The organism is Pseudomonas sp. PDM13, from assembly GCF_025685765.1.
GTDB lineage: Bacteria > Pseudomonadota > Gammaproteobacteria > Pseudomonadales > Pseudomonadaceae > Metapseudomonas > Metapseudomonas solani.
This window is the reverse complement of sequence record NZ_JAOTQU010000014.1, coordinates 146,157-170,167: the sequence shown is the minus strand read 5'-3', so window position 1 is coordinate 170,167 and position 24,011 is coordinate 146,157. Positions and strand designations below refer to the sequence as shown.

The window sequence follows — 24,011 nt, the reverse complement described above, 5'->3', positions numbered from 1 at the left end:
CGCTCCTACCCAGCAAGAGCTTCGCGAGCAGAGCTCGCTCCTACGGGATCGTGCCTGGCACCCGTAGGTTGGCGCCGAGCGCAGCGAGGCCCAACGTTGCGATGCCCGGCCTCGCGATGTTGGGCTTCGTACCTCAACCCAACCTACAGGGGCTCCGTGCTCTTCGTCGGCCCCTACTGCGCCAACTGCTCCAGGGCGATGGAGAGGCGGGCGTCGTGGCGGTAGCCGGTCTGGCCCTGGGCGGGGAGGCTGTCGGTCTGTTGCGGGGCGCGGGCCTGGGCGCTGTAGGCGAGGGGGCTGGTGCCGAGCTGGCGCTGGAAGCTGCGGCGCATGCGCTCCTCGTTGCCGAAGCCGGTGGTTTCGGCGATGCGCTTGATGGGCTCGGCGCTGGTTTCCAGCAGGCGGCAGGCGGCTTCCAGGCGCAGGGTTTCCACCGCCTGGGCCGGGGTGCCGCCGGTGCTGGCGGCGTAGGCACGGGCGAAGTGGCGGGGGCTCATGCCGACGCGTTCGGCCAGGCGCTCGACGCGCAGATCGGCATCGAGGTTTTCCGCCATCCAGGCGTGCAGGCGCACCAGGCGCAGGTCGCGGTCACTGCGCAGGGCGTCGCTCTGGGCCTTCAGCGAGGCGCTGAGCTGCGGCTGCTCGGCCGAGCGATGGATGAACAGGGTGAAGTAGCGCGCCAGCGCCAGGGCGGCGTGGGGGCCGAGGTCCTGTTCCAGCAGGGCGAGGCCGAGGTCGATGCCCGCCGAGGCGCCGCCGCAGGTCCACAGGTTGTCGTCGTGCAGGTACAGCGCATCGCGCTCCACGTGCAGCGCCGGGTAGCCCTGTTGCAGCTCCTCGGCGAACTTCCAGTGGGTCACCACGCGGCGCCCGTCCAGCAGGCCGGCGGCGGCCAGGGCGAAGGCGCCGGTGCCCACCGAGCACAGCCGGCGTGCACCGGGTGCGTGCTTGCGCAGCCAGGCGATGACTTCGGCGTCAGCCTCCAGCCGCGATACGCCCGGCCCGCCGATGACGATCAGCGTGTCGATGCGCTCCACCTCCCGCGCCACCTGGTCCAGCGAGCGGGTGCAGACGTGGATGCCGGAGATGGTCTCGATCTCGCCGCCCTCGGGGGAGGCCAGCACCACGCGGTAGGGCGGGTGGTCGGCCAGCTCGCCGCCGAGCACCCGGGGCGCGGCGGCGAACACCTCCAGCGGCCCGGCGGCGTTCAGCAGCAGGGCGCCGGGGAAGGCCAGGACCAGCACCGTGCGCGGCCGGGCGATGGCAGAAAAGGTGGGGTGTTTGACATGGAGGCGAGCGCGGGGCGTCGACATACTGGGGCCAGCCTGAATTTCGAGACCCGCGACGATGCGCCGATTTGTTTCCGCTGCCAAGCACCTGCCCCTGCTCGCCCTGCTGTGCGCCGGGCTGGCCCATGCCGAGCCGTCGCCCCTGGCGGCCCGGCCCGCCGCCGAACTGGCCGGCGTGGAGCTGGAGGTGGGCGACCAGAGCGGCCTGATCCAGGCGCTGCTGGCAGCGGCGGGGGAGGACCGCGACCTGCCGTACCGGCTCGACTGGCACCCCTTCACCGCCGGCCCGGCCTTGATGGAGGCGCTCAACGCCGCCGCCGTGGATGTGGGCGTGGTGGGCAATGCGCCGCCGGTGTTCGCCCAGGCGGGCAGCTTCGATGTGCGCATCGTCGCCGCCGCCGAAGGGGCGCAGAACAACAATGCGCTGCTGGTGCCGGCGGACTCGCCCCTCCACAGCGTCACCGAGCTCAAGGGCAAGCGCGTCGCCGTGGCCAAGGGCTCCAGCGGGCACTACCTGCTGTTGGCCGCGCTGGCCGGCGCGGGGCTGAAGATCAGTGATATCCAGGTGCTCTACGCCAGCCCGGTGGACGCGCAGAACGCCTTCGCCAGCGGCCGCCTCGACGCCTGGGCGGTGTGGTACCCCTTCGTCGGCCAGGCCACTTCCCGGGGCGCGCGACGCCTGGTGGATGGCAGCCCCTGGCCGGAGACCGGGCTCAACTTCACCGTGGCCAGCCTGGCTGCCCTGAACGACCCGCTGAAGGCCGACCTGCTGGGTGACTTCGTCCAGCGCCTGGCCCGCGCCCAGGCCTGGGCCACCGCCAACCCCGGCCCCTGGGCGGAACACCTGGCGAGCGTCACCCGCCTGCCGTTGCCCCTGGTGCAGGAGATGCTGCAGCAACAGAGCCTGCAGTACGTGCCCCTGGACGGCCGCGTCGCCGCCCTGCAGCAGCGCCTGGCCGATGCCTTCGCCGAGGCGCGGCTGATCCCCCGGCCCTTGCAGGTCACGGAAGCCTTCGACGACCGCTACAACCGCCTGCTGCCCAGCGGCCACTGAACCCCAGCCCGACCGCCATGCCGCGCCTGCCGGCAGGGCGGCGCTCATCCGGAGAAACACCATGCCCCCACTCGATTCCACCACCCTGCGGCGCCACGCCACCGGCCTGATCGCCGTCGACACCGCGCGCAGCGCCGGCGGCTACACCCTGTTCGCCCCGCAGACCGCCGGCGGCAAGGTCTTCCTCATCGACATCCAGGGCAACGAGGTGCACCGCTGGCAGCTGCCCCAGCGCCCCGGCCGCGATGCGGTGCTGCTGGCCAACGGCAACCTCGGCTACAACGGCAACCACGCGGATTCGCCCGAGCTGTTCCCCGGCTGGTCGGTGTGGCATGGCGGCGCCTTCTCCGAGGTGACCCCGGAAGGCGAGGTGGTCTGGCAGCACACCGATCTCGCCCACCACCACGACGCCCAGTGGCTGGCCAACGGCAACCTGCTCTACACCACCGCCGAGCCGCTGCCCAAGGACATCGCCGCGCGCGTGCTGGGCGGCATCCCCGGCAGCGAGGCGCCGGGCGGGGTGATCTATGGCGACGTGGTCAAGGAAGTCGACCGCGCCGGCACCACGCTCTGGGAGTGGCGCAGCTGGGAGCACCTGGCGCCGGAGGACTACCCGCTGCACGACTGCTTCGAGCGCTACCACTGGCCGATGACCAACGCGGTGAGCCCGGGGCGCGACGGCAAGGTGATCCTCAGCATGCGCAGCGTGTCCTCGGTGATCGCCGTCGAGCGGGCCAGCGGCCGTGTGCTCTGGCGCCTGGGCCACGACATCGTCGCCCAGCAGCATTGCCCCAGCGAGCTGGAGAACGGCCGCGTGCTGGTGTTCGACAACGGCATCTCGCGCCCGCACATCTCCATGCCCCATTCGCGGGTGATCGAGGTCGACCCCATCGCCCAGCGCATCGAGTGGCAGTATGCCGACACCCCCGGCTACGCCTTCTTCACCCCCTTCATGGGCGGCGCCCAGCGCCTGGAGAACGGCAACACGCTGATCACCGAAGCCAACTTCGGCCGGCTGTTCGAGGTGACCCGTGACGGCACGGTGGTGTGGGAGTACATCAACCCGCACTTCGCCGCCTACCCGGACGCCGCCTCGCGGGCCTACCTGCCGGGCGAGAACAACGCCATCTTCCGCGCGCACCGCTACCAGGCGCGGGACATCCCCTGGCTGCGCGGCTGACCGCGCAGCATTACCCATCCCACCCACGACAACCACCCGATCACGCTTACGCAAACCACGCGCAGCGAGGGTTCATTCATGACCGGAGTCCATGATGACCACGCCCTTCAACCGGCCCCCCTGCGCGCCCGCCCTGCGGATGCTGGTTCCCACCCTTATCGCCCTGGCCTGCGTGCCGGGCCAGGCCACGGCGGCCGAACGCAAGACCGCCGCCACGGCCGATGACCAGACCCTGCAAGCGGTCACGGTCAACGCCCGCCGCCGCACCGAGGAGGCCCAATCGGTGCCCACGCCCATGACCGTGCTCTCGGCGCGCACCCTGGAGGAGCAGCGCCTGTACCGCGTGCAGGACCTGCAACAGGCGATGCCCAGCCTCAACGTCGCCTTCATGCATGCGCGGCAGTCGAGCCTGTCCATCCGTGGCCTGGGCAACAACCCCGCCAGCGACGGCCTGGAAGGCAGCGCCGGCATCTACCTGGACAACGTCTACCTGGGGCGCCCGGGCATGGCGGTGTTCGACCTGCTGGATATCGAACAGCTGGAACTGCTGCGCGGCCCGCAAGGCACGCTGTTCGGCAAGAACACCACCGCCGGCGTGCTCAACATCGGCACGCGCAAGCCGAGCTTCACCGCCGAGGGCGGGGTTTCCACCTCCATCGGCGAAGACGGCTACGTGCAGAACCAGGGCAGTTTCTCCGGCCCCTTGAGCGAGACCCTGGCCGGGCGCCTGTCGGCCTACCGCACCCGCGAGAACGGCTACGTGGAGAACGAGCACGACGGCCACACCCTGGGCGGCGGTACCCGTCAGGGCTTCCGTGGGCAGTTGCTGTTCGAGCCCAACGAGGCCTTCAACCTGCGCTGGATCGCCGACTACAACGAGGAAGACTCCAGCGCCGGGACGCGCTCGCTGTTCAGCACCGGGCCGACCATCAACGGCGTCAACCGCTACGAGCAGCGCGCCGCCGCCGTGGGCGCGACCCTGGTGCGCGGGCGCCATGTGAACCTGGATGCCGAGCAGAGCGTGAAGGTGTTCCAGGGCGGCACCTCCCTGGAGGCCAACTGGATGCTGCCCAACGACTTCACCCTCACCTCCATCAGCGCCTACCGCTGGTGGGACTTCACCCCGCGCAACGACGACGAGCTCAACGTGCGGGTGATGGACAACGTCGGTCAGTCCGCCCGGGACAAGCAGTACTCCCAGGAATTCCGCCTGGCATCACCCACCGGCGGCGCCTTCGACTATGTGCTCGGTGCCTACTATTTCCGTCAGGAGATGAGCAACGAGGTGTTCACCTACTACGGCTCCCTGGCGGATACCTGGAACGGCACCCCGGCCGGCGCGCTCAACGACGTCACCAGCATCGGCAAGGGCTGGATCGACACCGACAGCTATGCGCTGTTCGCCCAGGGCACCTGGCACCTCACCGAGCGCCTCGACCTCACCGCCGGCCTGCGTGGCACCTATGAAGAGAAGCAGGCACGGGTAGGGCGCGACGCCCCCGTCGGCGGCGCGGCGGTCAGTGGGGCGGCGGCCACGGTGCGCAATGCGCGGGTGGGCGCCTATGACTCGGGCGACCTCGGCCTGCACAGCTTCAGCCCCTCGGCGCTGGTGAGCCTGGCCTACCGCTTCGACGACCGGGTGATGGGCTATGCCTCGCTGTCCCATGGCGAGAAATCCGGCGGGGTGAACCTCAGCGTCGCCAGTGCTCCGGTGGCGGGGGCGGACTCGTTGCTGATCGGCACCGAGCGCGCCAACGACGCCGAGCTGGGCATCAAGAGCACGCTGCTGGACAACCGCCTGCAGCTCAACGCCAACCTGTTCTGGACGGTGGTCCACGGCTACCAGACCAACGCCTACGACGACGCCAACCTCACCAGCTACCTCACCAACGCCGGCACCGTGCGCAGCCGGGGCGCGGAGTTCGAGGCGACCCTGCGACCCCTTCGCGGGCTGACCCTGAACGCCAACGGCTCGTACAACGACGTGCGCTACCTCTCCTACGAGGACGCCCCCTGCCCGGCGGAAGTGGCCCTGCGCCCCGGCGCCCCGGCCTCGTGCGACCTCAGCGGGCACAACGTGGTCGGCGCCTCGAAGTGGATCTTCAACGGCAACGGCACCTACGAATGGCAGCTGGACCCGGTGCGCCCCTACGTCAACGCCAGCTACGCCTTCCGCTCCCACGCGGTGGGCACCATCGACGACTCGCGCCACGCCCAGCTGCCCAGCTACGCCCTGGTCAACCTCGCCACCGGCGTGCGCGGCGACCTGGGGGACGGGCAGTGGGACGTCTCGCTGTGGCTGAAGAACGCCTTCGACAAGACCTACTACACCACCCTGTGGAACTCCCCGAACGGCGCCTACACCGGCGTGCTCGGCACCCCGAGGACCCTGGGCATGACGGCGCGGTACGACTTCTGAGGCGGGTAGGGGGATACGGGGTGGGCCGCGTTGCATTGGTCCACCTTGGGTGCCTCCCGGCTGCACCGATTGGTGGATGAAAAGAGCGCCATCCACCCTATGCCCCGGTCGGCACCCTGGTTCGAATTGGGCACGGCGCCGTAGGTTGGCGCCGAGCGTAGCGAGGCCCAACGGAGCGATGCTGGGCCCAACGGCAGACGCGCCTTTGTGGGAGCGGCTTCAGCCGCGAAAGACCTTCCGCAGGCACCCGGCTGCGAGTGGCCGGGTATTCCATCGCGAATGAATTCGCTCCCACGAGGTGGGCTGTGGTGCGGGCTGCAAGGTCGCTTGGTGGATGAAAAGAGCGCCATCCACCCTACACACCGGTCGGCGCCGTGGTTCGGGTTGGGCACGGCGCCGTAGGTTGGCGCCGAGCGCAGCGAGGCCCAACGGTGCTAGGCCAGCAGGTCCTCGTAGAAGGCGCCGAAGGGCCGCTGCGGGTGGGCCAGCTGGATTTCCAGGATCCAAAGGCCAACGTTGGGGCAGGCGGCGAAGTCGCCCAGGTCGCCGGCGCGGTAGATGGCGTGGGGGAAGTCGCTGACGCGGTGGCCCTTGATGTCCAGGTTGAGCACCCAGCCCATGGCCTCGGCCTGTTCGGCGGCGTAGCGGTACAGCTCCTGGCCGGCCACGCGTTGTTCCCGCCAGTAGCGCTCGACCTTGTCGAACAGGGTCTTGCAGGCGGCGCAGGCCAGCATCTCGGGGTCATTGCCGGTGGTGAAGGTGGCGCCGGCGTCGCCTTCATGGCTGTCCCACACCGCGCCCAGGTCGATGAAGTAGATGTCGTGCTCGCCGAGCCGCGGGTCGCCGTCGGAGCGCTGCTTGAAGGTCTTCAGGGTGTTGGCGCCGAAGCGGATCAGCAGCGGGTGCCAGATGCGCTGCATGCCCAGGTCGGTGAGCACCTGCTTGCCGAGGGCGGTGGCCTCGGATTCCAGCATGCCGGGGCGAATCAGCGCCGAGAGCTGTTCGATGGCGCGCCAGGTCATGCTCTGCGCGTACTTCATGGCGTCCAGGCTGTAGAGCTCGCCCACGGCTTCCTTCGTTGCTGATGCAGTCATTTTTGCCCTCCAAGGCTGTATCGGCACGGTACCGAAGCGCAGTATTAAATTTTATACAGCGATGCCGATCAATGCTCAGTTGCGAACGGCCGGAGCGGTACACTTTGCGTTGCCCGCACCTCGGGTGCTGCTGTGCGTCGCAGGCCAAACGGGGTCGCCAGGCTCTATAGTTGCGCCTATTCCGCTGTACCTGCCGAGCCCTATCCGATGATCACGCGTCCCCAGAATCCTTCGATCCCGGTCCTGCTGTTCTCCCTCAAGGGGTCGATCATCCCGGCCATCTGGCGCAAGGTGCTGTTCACCGTGCTGATCAGCTCGGTGGTGGTGGCCACCCACGGCACGCTCTATCACTACAAGGTGATCCTCACCGCCACGCCCTTCACCCTCTGGGGGCTGACCCTGGCGATCTTCCTCGGCTTCAGGAACACCGTGGCCTACCAGCGCTTCTGGGAGGCGCGCACGCTCTGGGGCGAGCTGCTGATCGTCACCCGCAACCTGACCCGCCAGCTGCTGAGCCTGACCCCGGCCATGGCGCCAACCGAGCGCCGCCGGCTGGTGGATGCGCTGGCCGCCTTCAGCCATGCGCTGCGCGACCACCTGCGTGGCGGTGGCGACGGTGCCGATGTGCAGCGCCTGCTGGACGAACCCATCCGTGCGCAGTTGGCCGGCAAGGGCAACGTGCCCAGCGCGCTGCTGGGCCTGATCGGCCAGCGGGTGATGGCGGCGAGCCGCGAAGCGGGGGCGGGGGAGATGGTCCAGGCCACCCTCGACGAGCAGCTCTCGCGGCTGTCGTACGTGCTGGGCGGTTGCGAGCGCATCAAGAACACGCCCATTCCCTATCCCTACATCCTCATGCTGCACCGCATCGTCCACGTGTACTGCTTCCTGCTGCCGTTCTGCCTGGTGGACAGCATCGGCTGGTTCACGCCCTTCGCGGTCTGCGTACTGGCGTACACCTTCTTCGGCCTGGACGCCCTGGGCGACCAGATCTCCGACCCCTTCGACACCCAGCCCAACGACCTGCCGCTGAACGCCATGTGCCGCAACATCGAGATCACGGTGCTGGAGCTGCTGGACGAACCGGCGCCCGAGCCGGAGCAGCCGATCAAGGGCGTGCTGCTCTAGCGGCCTGCGGGGAGCCGGCGCTCCCCGTGGGCCTGCGGCTCACAGGTCGTAGCGCAGCACCAGGCCGAGGGTGCGCGGAGCGCCGACGTCGATGATGTTGACCGGTTCGCCGGCGCGGTTGTTGGTGACGTATTTCTCGTCGAACAGGTTCTTCACGTAGCCCGACAGCGCCAGGCCTTCGATCAGCTTGTACTCGGCGTTGAGGTTGACCAGCACGTGGTCGTCGCTGCGGTGCTCGTGGGTCACCTGGCCGCTGCTGTCGAAGTCGTACTGGGTCGGCGCGCCTTCCTGGTAGACGATGTCGCCGCTGAGGGTGAGGCGATCGCCGAAGCGGTAGACGCTGCCCACCGAGGCCTTGAAGCGCGGCGAGTAGAGGAAGGATTCACCGCTGAGGTCGGAGTTGGTGCCGAACACGAAGTCGCGGTAGCGGCCGTCGGTGAAGGCCAGGCCGGCATTGAGGGTGAGGCGGCTGTCGACGTCCTGCTCGATGAAGGCTTCCAGGCCGCGGATGGTGCTGCTGCCGGCGTTGTAGACCTGGAAGAAGTTGCCGCTGTCGTCGAGCATGCTCACCTGCTGGTCCTTCCAGTCGGTGTAGTAGAGGTTGGCGCGTGCCCGCAGGCTGTCGTCGAACCAGGCGCCGCGATAGGACAGCTCGTAATTGGTGGTGTATTCGGGGTCGTAGTCGGCGTGGCCGCCACCGGCGCGCACGTTCACGCCGCCCCCGCGATAGCCCTTCTGCACCATGAAGCCCAGGTACTGGCTGGGCGCCAGCTCGACGTCCAGGCCCAGCTTGGGCAGCAGCGCATCGAAGCGCTTGGAGACTTCGCCGGGGCTGGAGAAGTCGTCACGGGCGACATCGGTGTCGTTCTGCTCGCGGTCGTAGCGCAGGCCGGTGATCAGCGTCCAGCCGGGGGTGAAGGTCCAGTTCAGTTCGCCGAACAGCGCCTGGTTGCGGATGCGCGTCTCGCCTTCCACGGCCCCGAAGGGCGCGCCGCTGAAGAGCAGTTGGTCGGCGTATTCGTTGGTGGTGTGGCCGTAGTAGGCGCCGATGAAGCCGCGCACCTCCTCGCCCTCGTAGGAGAGGCGCAGTTCCTCGCTGAACAGCCGGGTGTGCTGGGTGCGCAGCGCCTCCTGGTTGGCGCTGGCGCTCTGGTCGAAGTCCAGCAGGGCGTCGTAGTCGGCGCTGGTGGTGGCGGTGAGGCTGGTCAGGGTCCAGGCGTCGGCCAGGCGGTAGTCCAGCTTGGCGGTGGCGGTGTCCTGGTCGAAGCGGTCGTAGGCCTTGGTGTCGGAGGCGATCTCGTAGTAGCTCACATGGCCGTCGCTGCTCATGATCGAGTTGTCGCCCTGGCGCCGCTTGTTATGGCTGTAGGAGAGCAGCACGTCGAGGTCTTCGCTGGGCAGGATCAGCAGCTTGCCGCGCAGGTTGCTGGTGCGCCGGGCGTTGGCGTCATCGCCGGTGGTGACGTTGTCGATGTAGCCGTCGCTTTGCTGGTAGTCCGCCGCCAGGCGTCCGGCGATGCGGTCTTCCACCAGCGCGCCGCCCACGGCCAGGGCGCCACCCTGTTCGCCGTAGTTACCGGCGTTGGTCTGCAACGCCAGGCTGGGGGTGAAGGACGGATCGCGGGTCTGGATCACCACCGCGCCGGCGAGGGAGTTGCGGCCCTGGGTGGTGGATTGCGGCCCCAGCAGCACTTCCACCTGTTCCACGTCCCACAGGGGCAGGGGGCTCATGGTCAGCGCGCGGTTGGGCTGCTGGGCGCCATCGACGAACACCGAGACGGCGCCGTTGAGGGTGGCCGGGCCCTGGTCGTCGAAGCCCGAGACCGGCACGCCGCGCAGGCCCCAGGTCTCGTTGCCGGCGGTGTTGTAGGCGCCGGGCGTGCGGGTGAAGACGTCATCGATGTTGCGGTCGCCGTGCTCGCGCAGGGTCTCGGCGGTGTAGACCACGACGCTGGTCTGGGTCTTCTCCAGGGTGCGGTCGAGCTTCTCGCCGGTGACCATCACCGGCGCCACTTCGAGGGTGGTGGCTTGCGGCGTGGCGGGCAGCAGCGTCACGCTGCGGGCGTCGGTGAAGCGCGGGGTCAGGCCGGTGCCGGCCAGCAGGCGTTGCAGCGCCTGTTCGGCGGTCAGCTGTGCATTGACCGCCGTGGAACGCAGGCCCTGGGTGAGCGAGGCGCCGTAGAGCACCTGCACGCCGCTGGCGATGCCGTAGGCGGCGAGGGCGTCATCCAGTGGCTGGGCCGGGATATCGAAGTGCAGCGCCTGGGCTTGGGTGGTGCCGTGGTCCACGGCTTCGGCCGCCTGCAGCGAGGCGCTGCCGAGCATCGCGCAACCGAGCATCACCGCGCAGGCCAGTGCGGTGCGGGCGGGCAGTGGCCCGGTCGTGCGGATGTTGTTCAATGTGTTCCCCATCTTTCCCCCAAAGCATCGATCGATAAGTGCGTTTGAAACGCGTTCTTATCTGAATGACGCTGCCCGGAGGGTCGACCCGCAATGATCGGGGAAAAATTTTTCAGCGCAGCAGGGTGACGCCCGCCGGCAGGTGCGTGGCGGCCAGCCCCAGGCTCTGCTCGATGTGCAGCAGGGCCTCGTCCGGGCGCGCCAGGTGGAACACGCCGCTGACCGGCAGGCGCGCGGCCTCGGCATCGGCGATGAGGATGCGGCCGCTGCGGTAGCGGTTGAGTTCGTCCACCAGTTCTTGCAGCGGGCGGTTCTTGAACACCAGCAGGCCACGGCGCCAGGCCAGCTCCTGCTCGCTGTCGACCTTCGCCGCCGTGCCCGTGCCCTGGGCGTCGTAGTGCAGCTGTTCGCCGGCGTGCAGCAGCTGTTGCTCGAAGCCTTCCTGGCGCACCGCGACCACCCCCTCGCTGCAGGTGACGCGGATGCCGTCGCTCTGCTGGCGCACCTCGAAGACGGTGCCCAGGGCGGTGACGGTGCCGCCTTCGGCGCTGACCACGAAGGGGCGTTGGGCATCGTGCTGCACATGGAAGATCGCTGCGCCGCCCTGCAAGCGGATGCGCCGCTGGCCAGCGCTGAAATCCAGGTCCAGGCGGGTGCGGGCGTCCAGCTCCACGCGGCTGCCGTCGGGCAGCTGCACCTCGCGGCGCTCGGCCAGCGCGGTGTGGTGGTCGGACAACCAGGCGCGGCCATCCGGGAGGGCGCCCAGCTGCATGGCGCCGGCCAGCCCGAGCACCAGGCAGGCCGCCAGCGCACCACCCAGCCACAGGCGGGCCGGTTGGCGATGGGTACGGCAGGGGGCCTGGGCCAGTTTGCCGGCCTGCTTCCACAGGCTCGCGGCCTCACGATAGGCCGCCGCGTGCTCCGGGCTGCGCTCGCACCATTCGCGCAGGGCGCGGGCGTCCTCCACCGTGGCGGTGCCGGAGGTCAGGCGCACCACCCAGGCATTGGCCTGGCTCGCCAGGGTCTGCGGCTGCTCGGAAGGGGAAGGGGCTGGGGTCATGGAGGCGTCGGCGGGCTGGAAAAGGGTGCTACTTTACATGAGCGGGCGCTGGGCGCGCCGGCTCTCCGGAGAGTTGTCGCAGGCGCTCGGCGCAGTAGTCGAGGGCGCGGTGCACCTCCAGCTCCACGGTGCGCACGCTGACGCCGAAGCGCTCGGCCAGGGCCTTGTGCGGCTGGCCTTCGACGCGCGCGGCGAGAAACAGCTCGCGGCGCCGCTGGGGCATTTCTTCGACGATTTCCGCCAGGCGATCCAGCTGCTGCAGGTCGGAGGTCTGCTGCTCGGTGCCCGGCGCGTCGTCGGCGATGTCCAGCAGCGCGTCGATCTCCACGGGGTCGAGCAGGCGTCGCGCATTGGCGCGGGCGTCGTCGATGGCGAGGTTGGTGGCCATGCGATGGAGGTAGGCCTGGGGGTTGTCGATGGATTCGTCCGGCTGGCTGCGGTTGAGCTTGAGCCAGGCCTCCTGCAGCAGATCCTCGGCCGTGGCGACGCAGCCGGTACGCCCGGCCAGGTAATGCACCAGGCTTTTGCGTTCGGCGATGAAACAGGCCAGCAGCGAGGAATACTTCGGCGACATCACTGGGGTCGTCTGGAGGCACGGCGGATCGGCTTCGGCCCGGGGCGTCGGCGTTCCGCTTCAAATGCAGATAAGAATTGATCGCAAATTTATCCGAGAGCTCGACGCCGTGCAATGGCCTCCGCCGGGTGGGCCCGGCGGCGACCTGGGGTGGTGCGGGGCCGGCTTCAGGCCGTCTGCTCGAAGGCCTCCAGGGCACGCAGCGAGTAGATGTAGGCGGCGCCGGCGTTGAGCGAGATGGCGGTGGCCAGGGCCTGGGCCAGTTCGGCCTCGGTGGCGCCGGCCTTGCGCGCGGCCTCGGCATGCACGCCGATGCAACCGTCGCAGCGGGTGGTGATGGCCACGGCCATGGCGATCAGTTCACGGGTCTTGGCGTCCAGCGCGTCGTCATCGCTGGCGGCGGCACCCAGGGCCTGGTAGGCGGCGAGCATCTTGGGATGGGACTTGCCGAGCTTGCCGAAGGCTTTTTTCACGGCGGGAACGTAGTCGGACCAGTTGAGCAGCATGGCGGTTTCTCCTAGTTTTGTACGGGGCCGGTGATCGGCCGGTGAGGAGAGTTTCCCGCTGGCGCGTTCCCGGCGTTTTGCATTCCTGCCCATCCCTTTGCCGAAACGTCCCAATGCATGCATTCGACCACCTGATCGACCTGGCCAACCTGCGTGGCGTGCTGGACCTGCGCTGCCAACTGCACGGCAACTGGGCCCTGGACCACCCGCGCCTGCCGGCGGGCCAGGCCAGCTACCACATCCTGCTGCGCGGCGAGTGCCGCCTGGAGCTCGCCGGCGAGCCGCCACGGCGCCTGCGCGCGGGGGAGATCCTGCTGCTGCCGCGCAGCGACTCCCACCTGTTGCAGGCCGAGCAGCCGGGCCGGCCGCGCACCTCGGCGCCCTTGCTCAGGGAGGCCGGGCGGATCCCGCTGCTGCGCATGGGGCAGGGCGAGGAGGGCTTCGAGATGCTCTGCGGGCGCATTCACTACAGCCCGGGGGCGACCCTGCTGGAGGCGCTGCCGGATGTGCTGGTGGTGCCGGCCGGGGAGGCCATGAAGGGCCGGCTGGCCGCCGTGGTGGAACTGATGCGCCTGGAGGCTGAAGGCGAGGAGGTGGCCAACCAGGCGATGGTCGACGGGCTGTCGGTGATCCTTTTCACCCTGGTGATGCGCGCCTACCTGCAGGAGCGCCATGAATTGCCGGGAATCTTCGCCCTGCTGCGCGACCGGCGCCTGGGCAGGGCGGCACTGGCGCTGCTGGCGGACCTCTCGCGGGAGTGGCCGGTGGAGGCCCTGGCGGCCGAGGCGAACATGTCCCGCTCCAGCTTCATGCGCAGCTTCACTCAGCTCGCCGGCACCTCGCCCGGCGCCCTGGTCACGCGCCTGCGCCTGGAGCGCGCGCAACAGCTGCTGCTGGGCACGGCGATGAGCATCGGCACCATCGCCCTGGAGGTCGGCTACCCGAGCCAGGCCTCCTTCAGCCGGGTGTTCCGCCAGCACCTCGGCGAATCGCCCGCGGCGTTCAGGCAGCGCAAGCGCGGGTGATCGGGCATCCACTGTGGGAGCGGCTTCAGCCGCGAAAGACCTCCCGCAGGCACCCGGCTGCGAATGGCCGGATGCTCCATCGCGAATGAATTGGTTCTGTCTGCGTTAAGTGTTGCTAGAAGATTTGAGCCCAGCTGATTGCCGAGTTTTGTTGGCACTTCTGGTTTCGCCCCCCCGGGCGAGTCCCTTTTAACAATCGCCTTAAAAGGAACCAAAAGGGCTTGCCCCATCATCCGGCCCGACTGCGTCGGGTTCCCTCACTCCATCGTTGCTCTGGGGGCCGGCGCGATGGGCCATCCATGGCCTGGCGCGCCTCTCGCGGCATCCATGCCGCTCGTCCCCCGGCGCAACGACTGCGTTCGGCCTCCTGGAGGGGCGTTGGCGGCTGCTCCAACTTTCTTCGCTCAAATCCACACATTGATGTGCGCACCAACCCAACGTGCACGTAGCGGTGGCTTTCGTAGGATGGTGTAGAGCGAAGCGAAACCCATGCGGTGGAGGTGGCACGAACCCTTGGGCGCTCGGAAAGGGCCATGCTTGAGGGCTTGTATTAAAACCACAACAGTAACGCCGACAGAGCCAATGAATTCGCCCACGACGGGTATGCCAGCGGTGTTGTCCGGGGCACCTTCGCAGGATGGCGTAGAACGCAGCACACACGTGCAATCCCTCTGTTACCTGAGGAGGGGATAGTGCGGGCTTGAGCGGTTGCGCATGGCCCGCTCCAGCACCACTGATCCCAACAACGTTCAACTGGAGGTTTGCATGACCACGTTCGTAACCCGTGATGGCACCGAGCTCTATTACAAGGATTGGGGCAGCGGCAAGCCCGTGCTGTTCAGCCATGGCTGGCCGTTGGATGCCGACATGTGGGAATACCAGATGCAGTACCTGAGCAGCCGCGGCTACCGCACCATCGCCTTCGACCGCCGTGGCTTCGGTCGCTCCAGCCAGCCGTGGAATGGCTACGACTACGACACCTTCGCCGACGATATCGCCCAGCTGATCGAGCACCTGGACCTGCAGGACGTGACCCTGGTGGGCTTCTCCATGGGCGGCGGCGACGTCAGCCGCTACATCGGCCGCCACGGCACCGGCCGCGTCGCCAAGCTGGCGCTGCTGGGCGCGGTGACGCCGATCTTCGGCAAGACCGCCGACCACCCGCAGGGCGTCGATCAGGCGGTATTCGACGGCATCAAGACCGGCCTGCTGAAGGACCGCGCGCAGTTCATCGCCGACTTCGCCGCGCCGTTCTACGGCATCAACCACGGCCAGGAAATTTCCCAGGGCGTGCTCACCCAGACCCTGAACATCGCCCTGCTGGCGTCGCTCAAGGGCACCATCGACTGCGTGACCGCCTTCGCCGGCACCGACTTCCGTGGCGACCTGGCCAAGGTCGATGTCCCCACCCTGGTGATCCACGGCGACGACGACCAGATCGTGCCGCTGGAAGCCACCGGCAAGCTGGCGGCGGAGCTGATCCCCGGTACCGAGCTCAAGGTCTACGCCGGCGCACCCCATGGCTTTGCCGTGACCCACGCGGAGCAACTGAACGAAGACCTGCTGGCCTTCCTCGCGCAGTAGTCACACCGCTTCGAACATCGGCTCCGCGCCAGTGGGGCGTGGAGCCGATGAGCCTGATGGACCCGATCGGATGCTGGCGGCTGAAAGAGCCAGGCTATCGACCCCCAATGCTCGCTCTATTAGACCTCCGGTGCAGGGGGGCTAGTCTTGATCTGGCGTTGGGCTTGGACCGACGCCAACTGATGAAGGGATAACAACAGAGTCCTGCTGCAACCGTGGTTGGAACACCCTGCTAGTCAGCGCTCCCGCGTGGCCGGGGCGGTCGGATGATCGCCGTGCCGGCCTTGCGTCGGGTCCGTTCCCCGGTGTTCCAGCCTGCGCGGGTTGGGCAGATGGACCAACGCGACCCGAGGTGGATCACGATGTCGACCGAATCGAAATGCCCGTTCAACCATGCCGCTGGCAGTGGCACCAGCAACCGTGACTGGTGGCCCAACCAGCTCAACCTGAAAATCCTCCACCAGCATTCCTCCCTGTCCGATCCCATGGGCGGGGACTTCGACTACGCCAAGGCCTTCAAGAGCCTCGACTTCGCTGCGGTCAAGCGTGACCTGACCGCTCTGATGACCGATTCCCAGGACTGGTGGCCCGCCGACTTCGGCCACTACGGCCCGCTCTTCGTGCGCATGGCCTGGCACAGCGCCGGCACCTACCGCACCGGCGACGGCCGTGGCGGCGCCGGTACCGGCCAGCAACGCTTCGCCCCGCTCAACAGCTGGCCGGACAACGTCAGCCTGGACAAGGCGCGCCGGCTGATCTGGCCGATCAAGCAGAAGTACGGGCGCAACCTGTCCTGGGCGGACCTGATCGTCCTCACCGGCAACGTCGCCCTGGAATCCATGGGCTTCAAGACCTTCGGTTTCTCCGGCGGCCGCCCCGATGTGTGGGAGCCGGACGAGGACGTCTACTGGGGCACCGAGACCGTCTGGCTCGGCGGTGACGAGCGCTACGGCAACACCAAGGCGGTGCAGGAACCGGGCGACGGCACCCTGGTGGCCGAACCCGGGAAGCACGCCCAGGAAGAGAGCCGCACCAACCAGGGCGAGCGCAACCTGGAGAACCCCCTGGCCGCCGTGCAGATGGGCCTGATCTACGTGAACCCGGAAGGCCCCGAAGGCAACCCGGACCCGCTCGCCTCGGCCAAGGACATCCGCGAGACCTTCGGCCGCATGGCGATGAACGACGAGGAAACCGTGGCGCTGATCGCCGGCGGCCACGCCTTCGGCAAGACCCACGGCGCCGGCCCGGCCGACAACGTCGGGCCCGAGCCCGAGGCGGCAGGCCTGGAAGAGCAGGGCCTGGGCTGGAAGAACGCCTTCGGCAGCGGCAAGGGCGGCGACACCATCACCAGCGGCCTGGAGGTGACCTGGACCTCGACCCCGGCGCGCTGGAGCAACGAGTACCTGGAGAACCTCTTCGGCTACGAATGGGAGCTGACCAAGAGCCCGGCCGGCGCCCACCAGTGGCGGCCCAAGGGCGGGGCGGGCGATGGCAAGATCCCCGACGCCCATGACCCGAGCAAGCGCCGCGCGCCGTCGATGCTCACCTCCGACCTGGCGCTGCGCTTCGACCCGATCTACGAGCCGATCTCGCGGCGCTTCCTGGCCAACCCGGACCAGCTCGCCGACGCCTTCGCCCGCGCCTGGTACAAGCTGATCCACCGCGACATGGGGCCGCTGTCCCGCTACCTGGGGCCGGAACTGCCCGCCGAGGAACTGCTGTGGCAGGACCCGATCCCCGCCGTGAACCACCCGCTGGTCAACGATGCCGACGTCGCCGCGCTCAAGGCCAAGGTGCTGGGCTCGGGCCTGTCGGTGGCGCAGCTGGTGTCCACCGCCTGGGCGGCCGCGTCGAGCTTCCGGGGTTCGGACAAGCGTGGCGGTGCCAACGGCGGGCGCCTGCGCCTGGAGCCGCAACGCTCCTGGGAAGCCAACCAGCCCGAGCAGTTGAAGAACGTGCTGGCCATCCTCGAAAGCATCCAGGGCGAGTTCAACGGCGCCCAGGCCGGCGGCAAGAAGATCTCCCTCGCCGACCTTATCGTCCTGGCCGGCAGCGCCGGCGTGGAACAAGCGGCGAAGAGCGCCGGGCACAGCATCACCGTGCCCTTCACGCCGGGGCGCATGGACGCCTCCCAGGAGCAGACGGATGTGGAATCCTTCGGCTTCCTGGAGCCCATCGCCGACGGCTTCCGCAACTACCTCAAGGGCCGTTACAGCGTTTCCGCCGAGCAGCTGCTGGTGGACAAGGCACAACTGCTGACCCTGTCCGCACCGGAGATGACCGTGCTGGTGGGCGGCCTGCGCGTGCTCGGGGCCAACGTGGGGCAGAGTAAACACGGCGTCTTCACCGATCGCCCAGGTGTGCTGAGCAACGACTTCTTCACCCACCTGCTGGACATGGGCGTGGAGTGGAAGCCGGCCTCGGCCACCAGCTACGAAGGGCGCGACCGCAAGACCGGCCAGGTGAAATGGACCGGCACCCGGGTCGACCTGGTGTTCGGCTCCCACGCGCAGCTGCGCGCCATCGCCGAGGTGTATGCCAGCGCGGATGCCAAGGACAAGTTCGTCAAGGACTTCGTCGCCGCCTGGACCAAGGTGATGAACCTCGACCGCTTCGACCTGGGCTGATCCACCCCTTGGGCTGAACCACGGCGCCTCCTTCGGGAGGCGTCGTGCATTCGGGGCTGTCATCTCCGCACGGAGCACGGTGTTTTCGTTGGGTGGGCTTCAGCCCACCGAGTGTGGCCCGCGCGTCGTAGGTTGGCGCCGAACGTAGCGAGGCCCAACGCAGCGGTGTGCGGCCTCGCTGCGGGCATTCCCGTGGGAGCGGCTTCAGCCGCGAAAGACCCACTGCCGGCACTGGGCTGCGAGTGGGTGGATGTTTCATCGCGAATGAATTCGCTCCCACCAGGCGGGACGGCGGGGCGGGGCTCGATATCGCCTGGTGGATGAAAAGAGCGTCATCCACCCTACACACCGGTCGGCTCCGTAGGGCGGGTGAAACCCGCGTGGTGGGGCCGGGGGTGTCGGGTTTCACCTGACCTACGAGGGACTCGGTGCCGTAGGTTGGTGCCGAGCGTAGCGAGGCCCAACGCAGCGATGTGTGGTCTCGCTGCGGGCAACCCTGTGGGAGCGGCTTCAGCCGCGAAAGACCCCACTGCCGGCACTGGGCTGCGAGTGGACGGATGTTACATCGCGAATGAATTCGCTCCCACCAGGCCGTGCGACGGTGCGGGGCTCGACTCCGCCTGGTGGATGAAAGAGCGCCATCCACCCTACGCAGCGGTCATGTCCGCGCGGGGGCGGCTCCCCCTCTATCCCCGCGCGGCGACCGACTCCAGGTAGGCGCAGAGCATGTCGGCCATGGCGTCGGCGTAGCGCTCGATCTCGTCCGCCGTGCGCGGGCGCTCGGAGAATTGCTTGCCCACGGTCCCGAGGGTGGTGGTGACCAGGTCGCTGGCCAGGGTGCGGGTGGCGTCCGGGGCGGCGGGCAGTACCTCCTCCATGAAGGTTTCGAAGATGCGCCCGGCCACGGCCTTGGCTTCCTGCGCCTCGGGGGCGTCGCGGTAGAGCGGGGCGGCGTCGTCGAGGGCGACGCGCATGTCGGCTTCCTCGCATTCGGAGTGGAGGAAGGCGTGCACCAGGGAGCGCAGGCGCGCCAGCGGCGGGGTCGCCAGGTCTTCGAGGATGCGGCGCAACAACTCGCTGGTCTGGCGCCACTCGTCGCTCTGCAGGCGGAAGAGGATGGCCGCCTTGTTGGGGAAGTACTGGTACAGCGAGCCGACGCTGACACCGGCGCGCTCGGCCACCCGGGCGGTGGTGAAACGCTGCGCGCCTTCCTTGGCCAGAACCTGAATAGCGGCCTGGAGGATGGTGGCCACCAGCTCGTTGGAGCGGGCCTGCTGGGGTTGCTTGCGCGAGGAAATACGCGGGTTCTGGCGTTCGGTCATGGCGGGGCCTGGCAATGCGAATAGTAAAATATGACGGATTGATCGCATTCTATTCCGGCGCCAACGATGCGCTCAATATGGACCGGAGAATGCTATGAACACCCTCACTCAAACCCCTCTCGTCGCCCTGCTGGACCGCCTGTTCGCCGAGGCCGACACGGCCTGGCAGACCCTGGCGCCGAGTCTGGCCGACCTCGCCGAAGGCGAGGTGGCGCGGCTGATGCAGAGCAAGACCGAATACCGCGAGTTCTACGGCCGCCTCAAGGACGTGGCGCTGCCCGTTTCCCGTGCCACCGGCCAGTTGCTGTACATGCTGGCGCGCAGCAGCGGCGCACGCACCGTCGTCGAATTCGGCACCTCCTTCGGCATCTCCACGCTGCACCTGGCTGCGGCCCTGCGCGACAACGGCGGCGGCCGCCTGATCACCAGCGAGTTCGAGCCCACCAAGGTGGCGCGGGCCCGGGGCAACCTCGCCGCCAGCGGCCTGGAAGACCTGGTGGAGTTCCGCGTGGGCGATGCGCTGCGCACCCTGGCCAGCGACCTGCCCGAGTCCATCGACCTGCTCCTGCTCGACGGTGCCAAGGCGCTCTACCCGGAGGTCCTGGCCCTGGTGGAAAGCCGCCTGCGCCCCGGCGCGCTGGTGATCGCCGACAACGCCGACCACTGCCCCGAGTACCTGGCGCGGGTGCGCGAAGCCAACAGCGGTTACCTGTCGGTGCCCTTCGCCGAGGACGTGGAGCTGTCCATGCGCCTGGCGGTGTGAGCGTCGGTGGGCGGGTAGAGGACGACGGACGCACGCAGCTTGTTGCCGCCGAACAGGCGCATGCGCTGGAAGCGCGCGTGGCTCACCGGCATGTGCTGGCAGTCCAGCGCCTGGCGGTGGCGGCTGTGGTCGATGTCCGGGTCGTGGAGGTAGACGAAATCCTCGTCGCAGCCGGTGACCAGCACCCAGTGCGGGGCCTTGGTGCGGGTCAGCTGGTAGCTGCTGATCAGCACCAGCGGCAGGCCGCCTTCGGCGAGCAGCGCGGGCAGGTCCTGGCGGCTGGCGGGCTCCTGCTCCACGTCGCTGGCGCGCAGCTCGTCGCAGAAGGCCTCGTGCACCAGGCGCATCACCTCGCGCTTGCCCTCGCTGCGCACGCCGCTGAGGAACAGCGGGCCCGCCACGCTGACCTGCAGGCGCACGCGAAAGCCCCGGCGCCAGGCGGCCAGGGCCAGCCCCTGGGGGCTGCAGCCGCCGTGGCCGGAGGTCATGAACACCGTGGTCGCCTCGCGCCACAGCTGCACCTCCTCGCGCCGCGACAGGGGCCGGCCGGGTTGCAGGCCGGCCATGGCCATCATCAGGCAGGCCGGGCCGCAGGTGAACTCGGTGCTCTGCTGGTAGTAGGGCACCGCCCGCGCGGCATCGAGCGGGCGCTGGACGATGCGCTTCTCGTAGCGCAGGGCCTGGGCGTGGTCCTCGTAGTAGTCGTCGACACAGGCGAAGCGGCGGTAGCCGGCCCGCTCGTAGAGGCCGATGGCGGCCGGGTTGTCCGGGCGCACTTCCAGGCGCAGGTAGGCGCAGTCGTGGTCGCGGGCGCGGCGTTCGGCCTCCGCCAGCAGCGCCTTGCCCAGGCCATGGCCACGGGCCTGGTGGGCGATGGCGATGGAGTAAAGCCGCGCCAGCGAGGTGCCGCGGTGGAACAGCAGCAGCGCGTAGCCCATGACCCGGCCGGCGGCCTCGGCCACCGCCAGGCTGGCGTGGGCGCGGCTGATCATCCACTGGAAGCTGCGTGGCGACAGGCGATCGAGCGCAAAGCACTGGTTCTCCAGGTGGAGCAGGGCGTCGACGTCGTCGGGGCGGGCATCGCGAAAGCTGAAGTCCATGGGGTTTCCTGGCGCGGGAGGGTCAGCGGCGGGGTGTGCGTCGCGGGGACTTGTCGCGGGCCTGGCGACCCATCTCGCCGGGCTTCATGCGGCTGTCGAAGTAGTTGATGGCGATGCTCAGGGCAACGATGGCGGCGAGCACGGCGAACGCGATGTGCAGGGGTTCCATGGGGTTTCCTTCTGGTGAGTGCCGCCACCGGTGCGGGATGCCCGGGGCGTGCGGTGTCGGGTTGTTGCCCGGTGTCAGCCGGGCGGGGGCGTCGCCCGTGCGGCCACCAGCCGGCGCAGGGCCAGCAGCATCAGGCCCGCCAGCACGGCGAGGGCGAGCACGAACAGCGGGTAGGAGAGCCACCAGGGAATGGCGGCGGTCATCATGCTGAACTCGGACATGCCGCCGATGCCGGCGATCAGGTTGAGCGGCAGGAACACCACGTTGATCAGGGTGAGCTTGCGCAGCATCTCGTTCGTGGTGGTGTTGAGCAGGCTGCCGCGCGCCTCCATTAGGCCGGCCAGCACCGTGGAATAGATCTCCGCCTGCTTGATGCACTGGTCGTTCTCGATGATCAGGTCGTCGAGCAGCTCCAGGTTCGCCGGGGGGAAGCCCAGGCGCTCGCCCTGGCTGCGCAGGCGTGTCAGCACCGCGCCGTTGCCGTGGATGGCGTTGAGGTAATACACCAGGCTTTCGCTGAGACCGAGCATCTGCAGCAGGTGGCGGTTGTGCTGGCTCTGGTTGAAGCGCTGCTGGAGCTCGCGGGCGACCAGCTTGATCACCTTGAGGTGGCCCTCGTAGTGGTGGATGTTGCCCAGCAGGATGGCCAGCAGCACATCCAGCGGCTGGTGCAGGTCATGGCGCCCGGCGAGGCCGCCGAGCAGCGAGTCGGCGTTGGAGATCAGCACCAGTTGGCGCTCGTCCAGGAGCATGCCGAAGGAGGACACCTCGAAGGCGAAACGCTCGCCGCCGGAGTAGTTCTCCGGGCGCTTCCAGATGAGGAACAGCGAGCCGGCGCGGAATTCCACGCGGGCCACCTCGTCCGGGTCCAGGGCGGAAGCCAGGGCGTGGGCGTCGAGGCCGAAGCGGCTGCGCAGCCAGTCCAGTTCCTCGGCCTCGGGGGCGATGCACCGCTGCAGCGGCGCCGCGTCGTCGGTGCAGGGGCGCAGGGTGCCGTCGATCAGCCTGTAGCTCTGGCGCATGGGCGGTGCTCCTTCAGTGGGCGCCGCCACGGCGCTTGAGTTCGAGGCGGCGGATGAAGTCCTCCAGCACCAGGCTGTAGAGCGTGTCCTGCAGGTGGGCGTCCTCGATGCCGGCGTCGAGGTTGGGGTTGTCGTTCACCTCGATGACCTTGACGCTGCCGTCCACCTCCTTGAGGTCGACGCCGTAGAGCCCGTCGCCGATCAGGTTGGCGGTCTGCAAGGCCAGCTCCACCACCGCCTTGGGCGCCTGTTCCACCGGCAGGGTGCGGCATTCGCCGATGACCTCGGCGCCCTGGGCCTTGTGGTTGACGATCTGCCAGTGGCCCTTGGACATGAAGTACTGGCAGGCGAAGATCGGCCGGCGGTTGAGGATGCCGATGCGCCAGTCGTATTCGGTGAAGAGGAACTCCTGGGCGAGCAGCAGCACCGAGTGCTCGAACAGCCCGGCGCTGGCCTCGCGCAGCTGCTGCAGGTTCTCCACCTTGATCACCCCGCGGGAGAAGCAGCCGTCGGGGATCTTCAGCACCAGGGGGAAGCCCAGGCGCTCGCCGACCTTGTCCAGCTCCTGGGGGTTGTCGCGGTAGAGGATCTCGGTGGCCGGCATGCTCAGGCCGTGGCTGCGCAGCAGGTCGGTGAGGAACACCTTGTTGGTGCAGCGCAGGATCGAGGCCGGGTCGTCCATCACGATCAGCCCCTCGCTCTCGGCCTTCTTGGCGAAGCGGTAGGTGTGGTCGTCGACGCTGGTGGTCTCGCGGATCAGCAGCGCGTCGTACTCGGCCAGGCGCGAATAGTCCTTCTTGCCGATCAGGTCCACTTCTATGCCCAGGCGCTTGCCGACCCGCACGAAGTTCTCCAGGGCCTTGGCATTGGAGGGCGGCAAGGGCTCGTCCGGGTTGTGCAGGATGGCCAGGTCGTAGCGCGCCACCCGGCGCGAGCGCGGCAGGCGCCAGACCTTGCGGTTGAAGCCGTCGAGGGCGCTGGCGAACTGGTCTTCCTGGGCCTCGCGCAGCTTGTGCAGCGAGCCCGGGCGCAGGCCGGCGATGCGCCAGGTGTCGCCCTTGCGCACGTCCACCAGGAGGATGGGGCAGGGGAAGGCCTCGAACAGCTGGCGGGCGATGTCCTGCAGCGGCTCGAAGTCGGTGCGGCCGAAGTACAGGCTGAGGGTGAAGCCCTCGGTGTTGGCCCAGGGGTGCTGGGCGAGGGCCTCTTCCAGGGATTTCTCCAGGTCGTCCAGGGCCAGGCCGTAGAGCGACTTGCGCGCCAGCTCGCTGATGGTGCGCACCGAGGGGATGACCTTGTGCCCGCGCGCCTCGGCCAGCAGCGAGCAGTAGTAGCCGTGGCCCAGGTACTTGTAGTGGCGGCACAGGTTGATGACCTGGACCTTCTTGTCCAGCTCGCCGCCGCGCGACTGCTCGAGGTATTCCCGCGCGGTGAGCATCTCCTCGCTGGGGATGTAGGAGGACCAGTCCTCCCGGCGCTCGACGATGATCAATACCTGGCCGCCGTCGCGGCGCTGCAGGAGGCCCTCGGCGAGGCCGACGGCCTGGAGTGGGTCGGGGGGAATGCTGCTGAGACTGGCTTGAACCGAAGACATCTTCACGGGCCCGCTTGAGAGGTGGTGCGCCTCAATTAAGCAGCAAGCCGGGGCCCTGTCTCGCGTCGTTACGCAGGCTTTACGGGGGCTGTGGCGATCCTTAT

General features: G+C 68.6%; 19 protein-coding genes. 8 read left to right on the top strand and 11 right to left on the bottom strand.

The features are described from left to right. Positions 1 to 173 precede the first annotated feature (173 nt). Entirely contained in the window at positions 174 to 1,313 is a 1,140-nt protein-coding gene (locus tag OEJ36_RS16460) for a GlxA family transcriptional regulator (protein WP_263402412.1), read from the bottom strand. A 34-nt stretch (positions 1,314 to 1,347) separates the two neighbouring features. On the opposite strand from OEJ36_RS16460, the gene OEJ36_RS16455 reads away from it, so the two are divergent. From OEJ36_RS16455 to OEJ36_RS16445, 3 genes are all read left to right on the top strand, one after another. Further along, positions 1,348 to 2,343, top strand: a complete 996-nt coding sequence (locus tag OEJ36_RS16455) for an ABC transporter substrate-binding protein (protein ID WP_263402411.1) — start codon at positions 1,348 to 1,350, stop codon at positions 2,341 to 2,343. Positions 2,344 to 2,404: 61 nt separating this feature from the next. Then, positions 2,405 to 3,523: an aryl-sulfate sulfotransferase gene (locus OEJ36_RS16450; protein WP_263402410.1), complete on the top strand. Its 1,119-nt coding sequence runs from the start codon at positions 2,405 to 2,407 to the stop codon at positions 3,521 to 3,523. A 139-nt stretch (positions 3,524 to 3,662) separates the two neighbouring features. After that, positions 3,663 to 5,942 (top strand): TonB-dependent receptor, encoded by a 2,280-nt coding sequence (locus tag OEJ36_RS16445; RefSeq protein ID WP_411861020.1) that lies wholly within the window; start codon positions 3,663 to 3,665, stop codon positions 5,940 to 5,942. Between the two features lie 434 nt (positions 5,943 to 6,376). On the opposite strand, the gene OEJ36_RS16440 is transcribed toward OEJ36_RS16445, so the two are convergent. Continuing rightward, positions 6,377 to 7,036, bottom strand: coding sequence for a M24 family metallopeptidase (locus OEJ36_RS16440; RefSeq protein WP_263402408.1), 660 nt, complete (start codon positions 7,034 to 7,036; stop codon positions 6,377 to 6,379). A 207-nt stretch (positions 7,037 to 7,243) separates the two neighbouring features. Between OEJ36_RS16440 and OEJ36_RS16435 the strand changes: the two genes are divergently transcribed. After that, positions 7,244 to 8,161 carry a bestrophin family protein gene (locus OEJ36_RS16435; RefSeq protein WP_263402407.1) on the top strand — a complete coding sequence of 306 codons (918 nt, stop codon included), beginning with the start codon at positions 7,244 to 7,246 and terminating at the stop codon, positions 8,159 to 8,161. Between the two features lie 39 nt (positions 8,162 to 8,200). On the opposite strand, the gene OEJ36_RS16430 is transcribed toward OEJ36_RS16435, so the two are convergent. The 4 genes from OEJ36_RS16430 to OEJ36_RS16415 all read right to left on the bottom strand — a co-directional run bounded on the left by OEJ36_RS16430 (position 8,201) and on the right by OEJ36_RS16415 (position 12,701). After that, the gene (locus tag OEJ36_RS16430) at positions 8,201 to 10,561 is read right to left on the bottom strand and encodes a TonB-dependent receptor domain-containing protein (protein ID WP_411861017.1); all 2,361 of its coding nucleotides are present in this window, start codon (positions 10,559 to 10,561) and stop codon (positions 8,201 to 8,203) included. A 112-nt stretch (positions 10,562 to 10,673) separates the two neighbouring features. Then, entirely contained in the window at positions 10,674 to 11,621 is a 948-nt protein-coding gene (locus OEJ36_RS16425; protein ID WP_263402406.1) for a FecR family protein, read from the bottom strand. Positions 11,622 to 11,649: 28 nt separating this feature from the next. Beyond that, on the bottom strand, positions 11,650 to 12,195 hold the full coding sequence (locus OEJ36_RS16420; protein WP_263402405.1) for an RNA polymerase sigma factor: 546 nt from the start codon (positions 12,193 to 12,195) through the stop codon (positions 11,650 to 11,652). A gap of 167 nt (positions 12,196 to 12,362) precedes the next feature. Continuing rightward, positions 12,363 to 12,701, bottom strand: a complete 339-nt coding sequence (locus OEJ36_RS16415; protein ID WP_263402404.1) for a carboxymuconolactone decarboxylase family protein — start codon at positions 12,699 to 12,701, stop codon at positions 12,363 to 12,365. A gap of 113 nt (positions 12,702 to 12,814) precedes the next feature. On the opposite strand from OEJ36_RS16415, the gene OEJ36_RS16410 reads away from it, so the two are divergent. From OEJ36_RS16410 to katG, 3 genes are all read left to right on the top strand, one after another. Next, complete coding sequence (locus tag OEJ36_RS16410) at positions 12,815 to 13,726, top strand: AraC family transcriptional regulator (RefSeq protein WP_263402403.1); 912 nt, start codon at positions 12,815 to 12,817, stop codon at positions 13,724 to 13,726. A gap of 765 nt (positions 13,727 to 14,491) precedes the next feature. Next, entirely contained in the window at positions 14,492 to 15,310 is an 819-nt protein-coding gene (locus OEJ36_RS16405; RefSeq protein ID WP_263402402.1) for an alpha/beta fold hydrolase, read from the top strand. Positions 15,311 to 15,672: 362 nt separating this feature from the next. Beyond that, positions 15,673 to 17,937 (top strand): catalase/peroxidase HPI, encoded by a 2,265-nt coding sequence (gene katG, locus OEJ36_RS16400; protein ID WP_263402401.1) that lies wholly within the window; start codon positions 15,673 to 15,675, stop codon positions 17,935 to 17,937. 686 nt (positions 17,938 to 18,623) lie between these two features. Here the strand turns inward: katG and OEJ36_RS16395 are convergent. Next, positions 18,624 to 19,259, bottom strand: a complete 636-nt coding sequence (locus tag OEJ36_RS16395; RefSeq protein WP_263402400.1) for a TetR family transcriptional regulator — start codon at positions 19,257 to 19,259, stop codon at positions 18,624 to 18,626. 94 nt (positions 19,260 to 19,353) lie between these two features. Between OEJ36_RS16395 and OEJ36_RS16390 the strand changes: the two genes are divergently transcribed. Further along, entirely contained in the window at positions 19,354 to 20,022 is a 669-nt protein-coding gene (locus tag OEJ36_RS16390; protein WP_263402399.1) for an O-methyltransferase, read from the top strand. Here the strand turns inward: OEJ36_RS16390 and OEJ36_RS16385 are convergent. The 4 genes from OEJ36_RS16385 to OEJ36_RS16370 all read right to left on the bottom strand — a co-directional run bounded on the left by OEJ36_RS16385 (position 19,965) and on the right by OEJ36_RS16370 (position 23,907). Continuing rightward, positions 19,965 to 21,122 carry a peptidase C39 family protein gene (locus tag OEJ36_RS16385; RefSeq protein ID WP_263402398.1) on the bottom strand — a complete coding sequence of 386 codons (1,158 nt, stop codon included), beginning with the start codon at positions 21,120 to 21,122 and terminating at the stop codon, positions 19,965 to 19,967. The two genes, OEJ36_RS16390 and OEJ36_RS16385, sit on opposite strands and share 58 nt — an antisense overlap. Before the next feature lie 22 nt (positions 21,123 to 21,144). Further along, positions 21,145 to 21,291 (bottom strand): hypothetical protein, encoded by a 147-nt coding sequence (locus OEJ36_RS16380; protein ID WP_263402397.1) that lies wholly within the window; start codon positions 21,289 to 21,291, stop codon positions 21,145 to 21,147. Positions 21,292 to 21,365: 74 nt separating this feature from the next. After that, entirely contained in the window at positions 21,366 to 22,313 is a 948-nt protein-coding gene (locus OEJ36_RS16375; protein ID WP_263402396.1) for a magnesium transporter CorA family protein, read from the bottom strand. Between the two features lie 13 nt (positions 22,314 to 22,326). Then, a complete protein-coding gene (locus OEJ36_RS16370) occupies positions 22,327 to 23,907 on the bottom strand; it encodes a RimK family protein (RefSeq protein ID WP_263402395.1) in 1,581 nt (526 codons plus the stop codon). Positions 23,908 to 24,011: the final 104 nt, after the last annotated feature.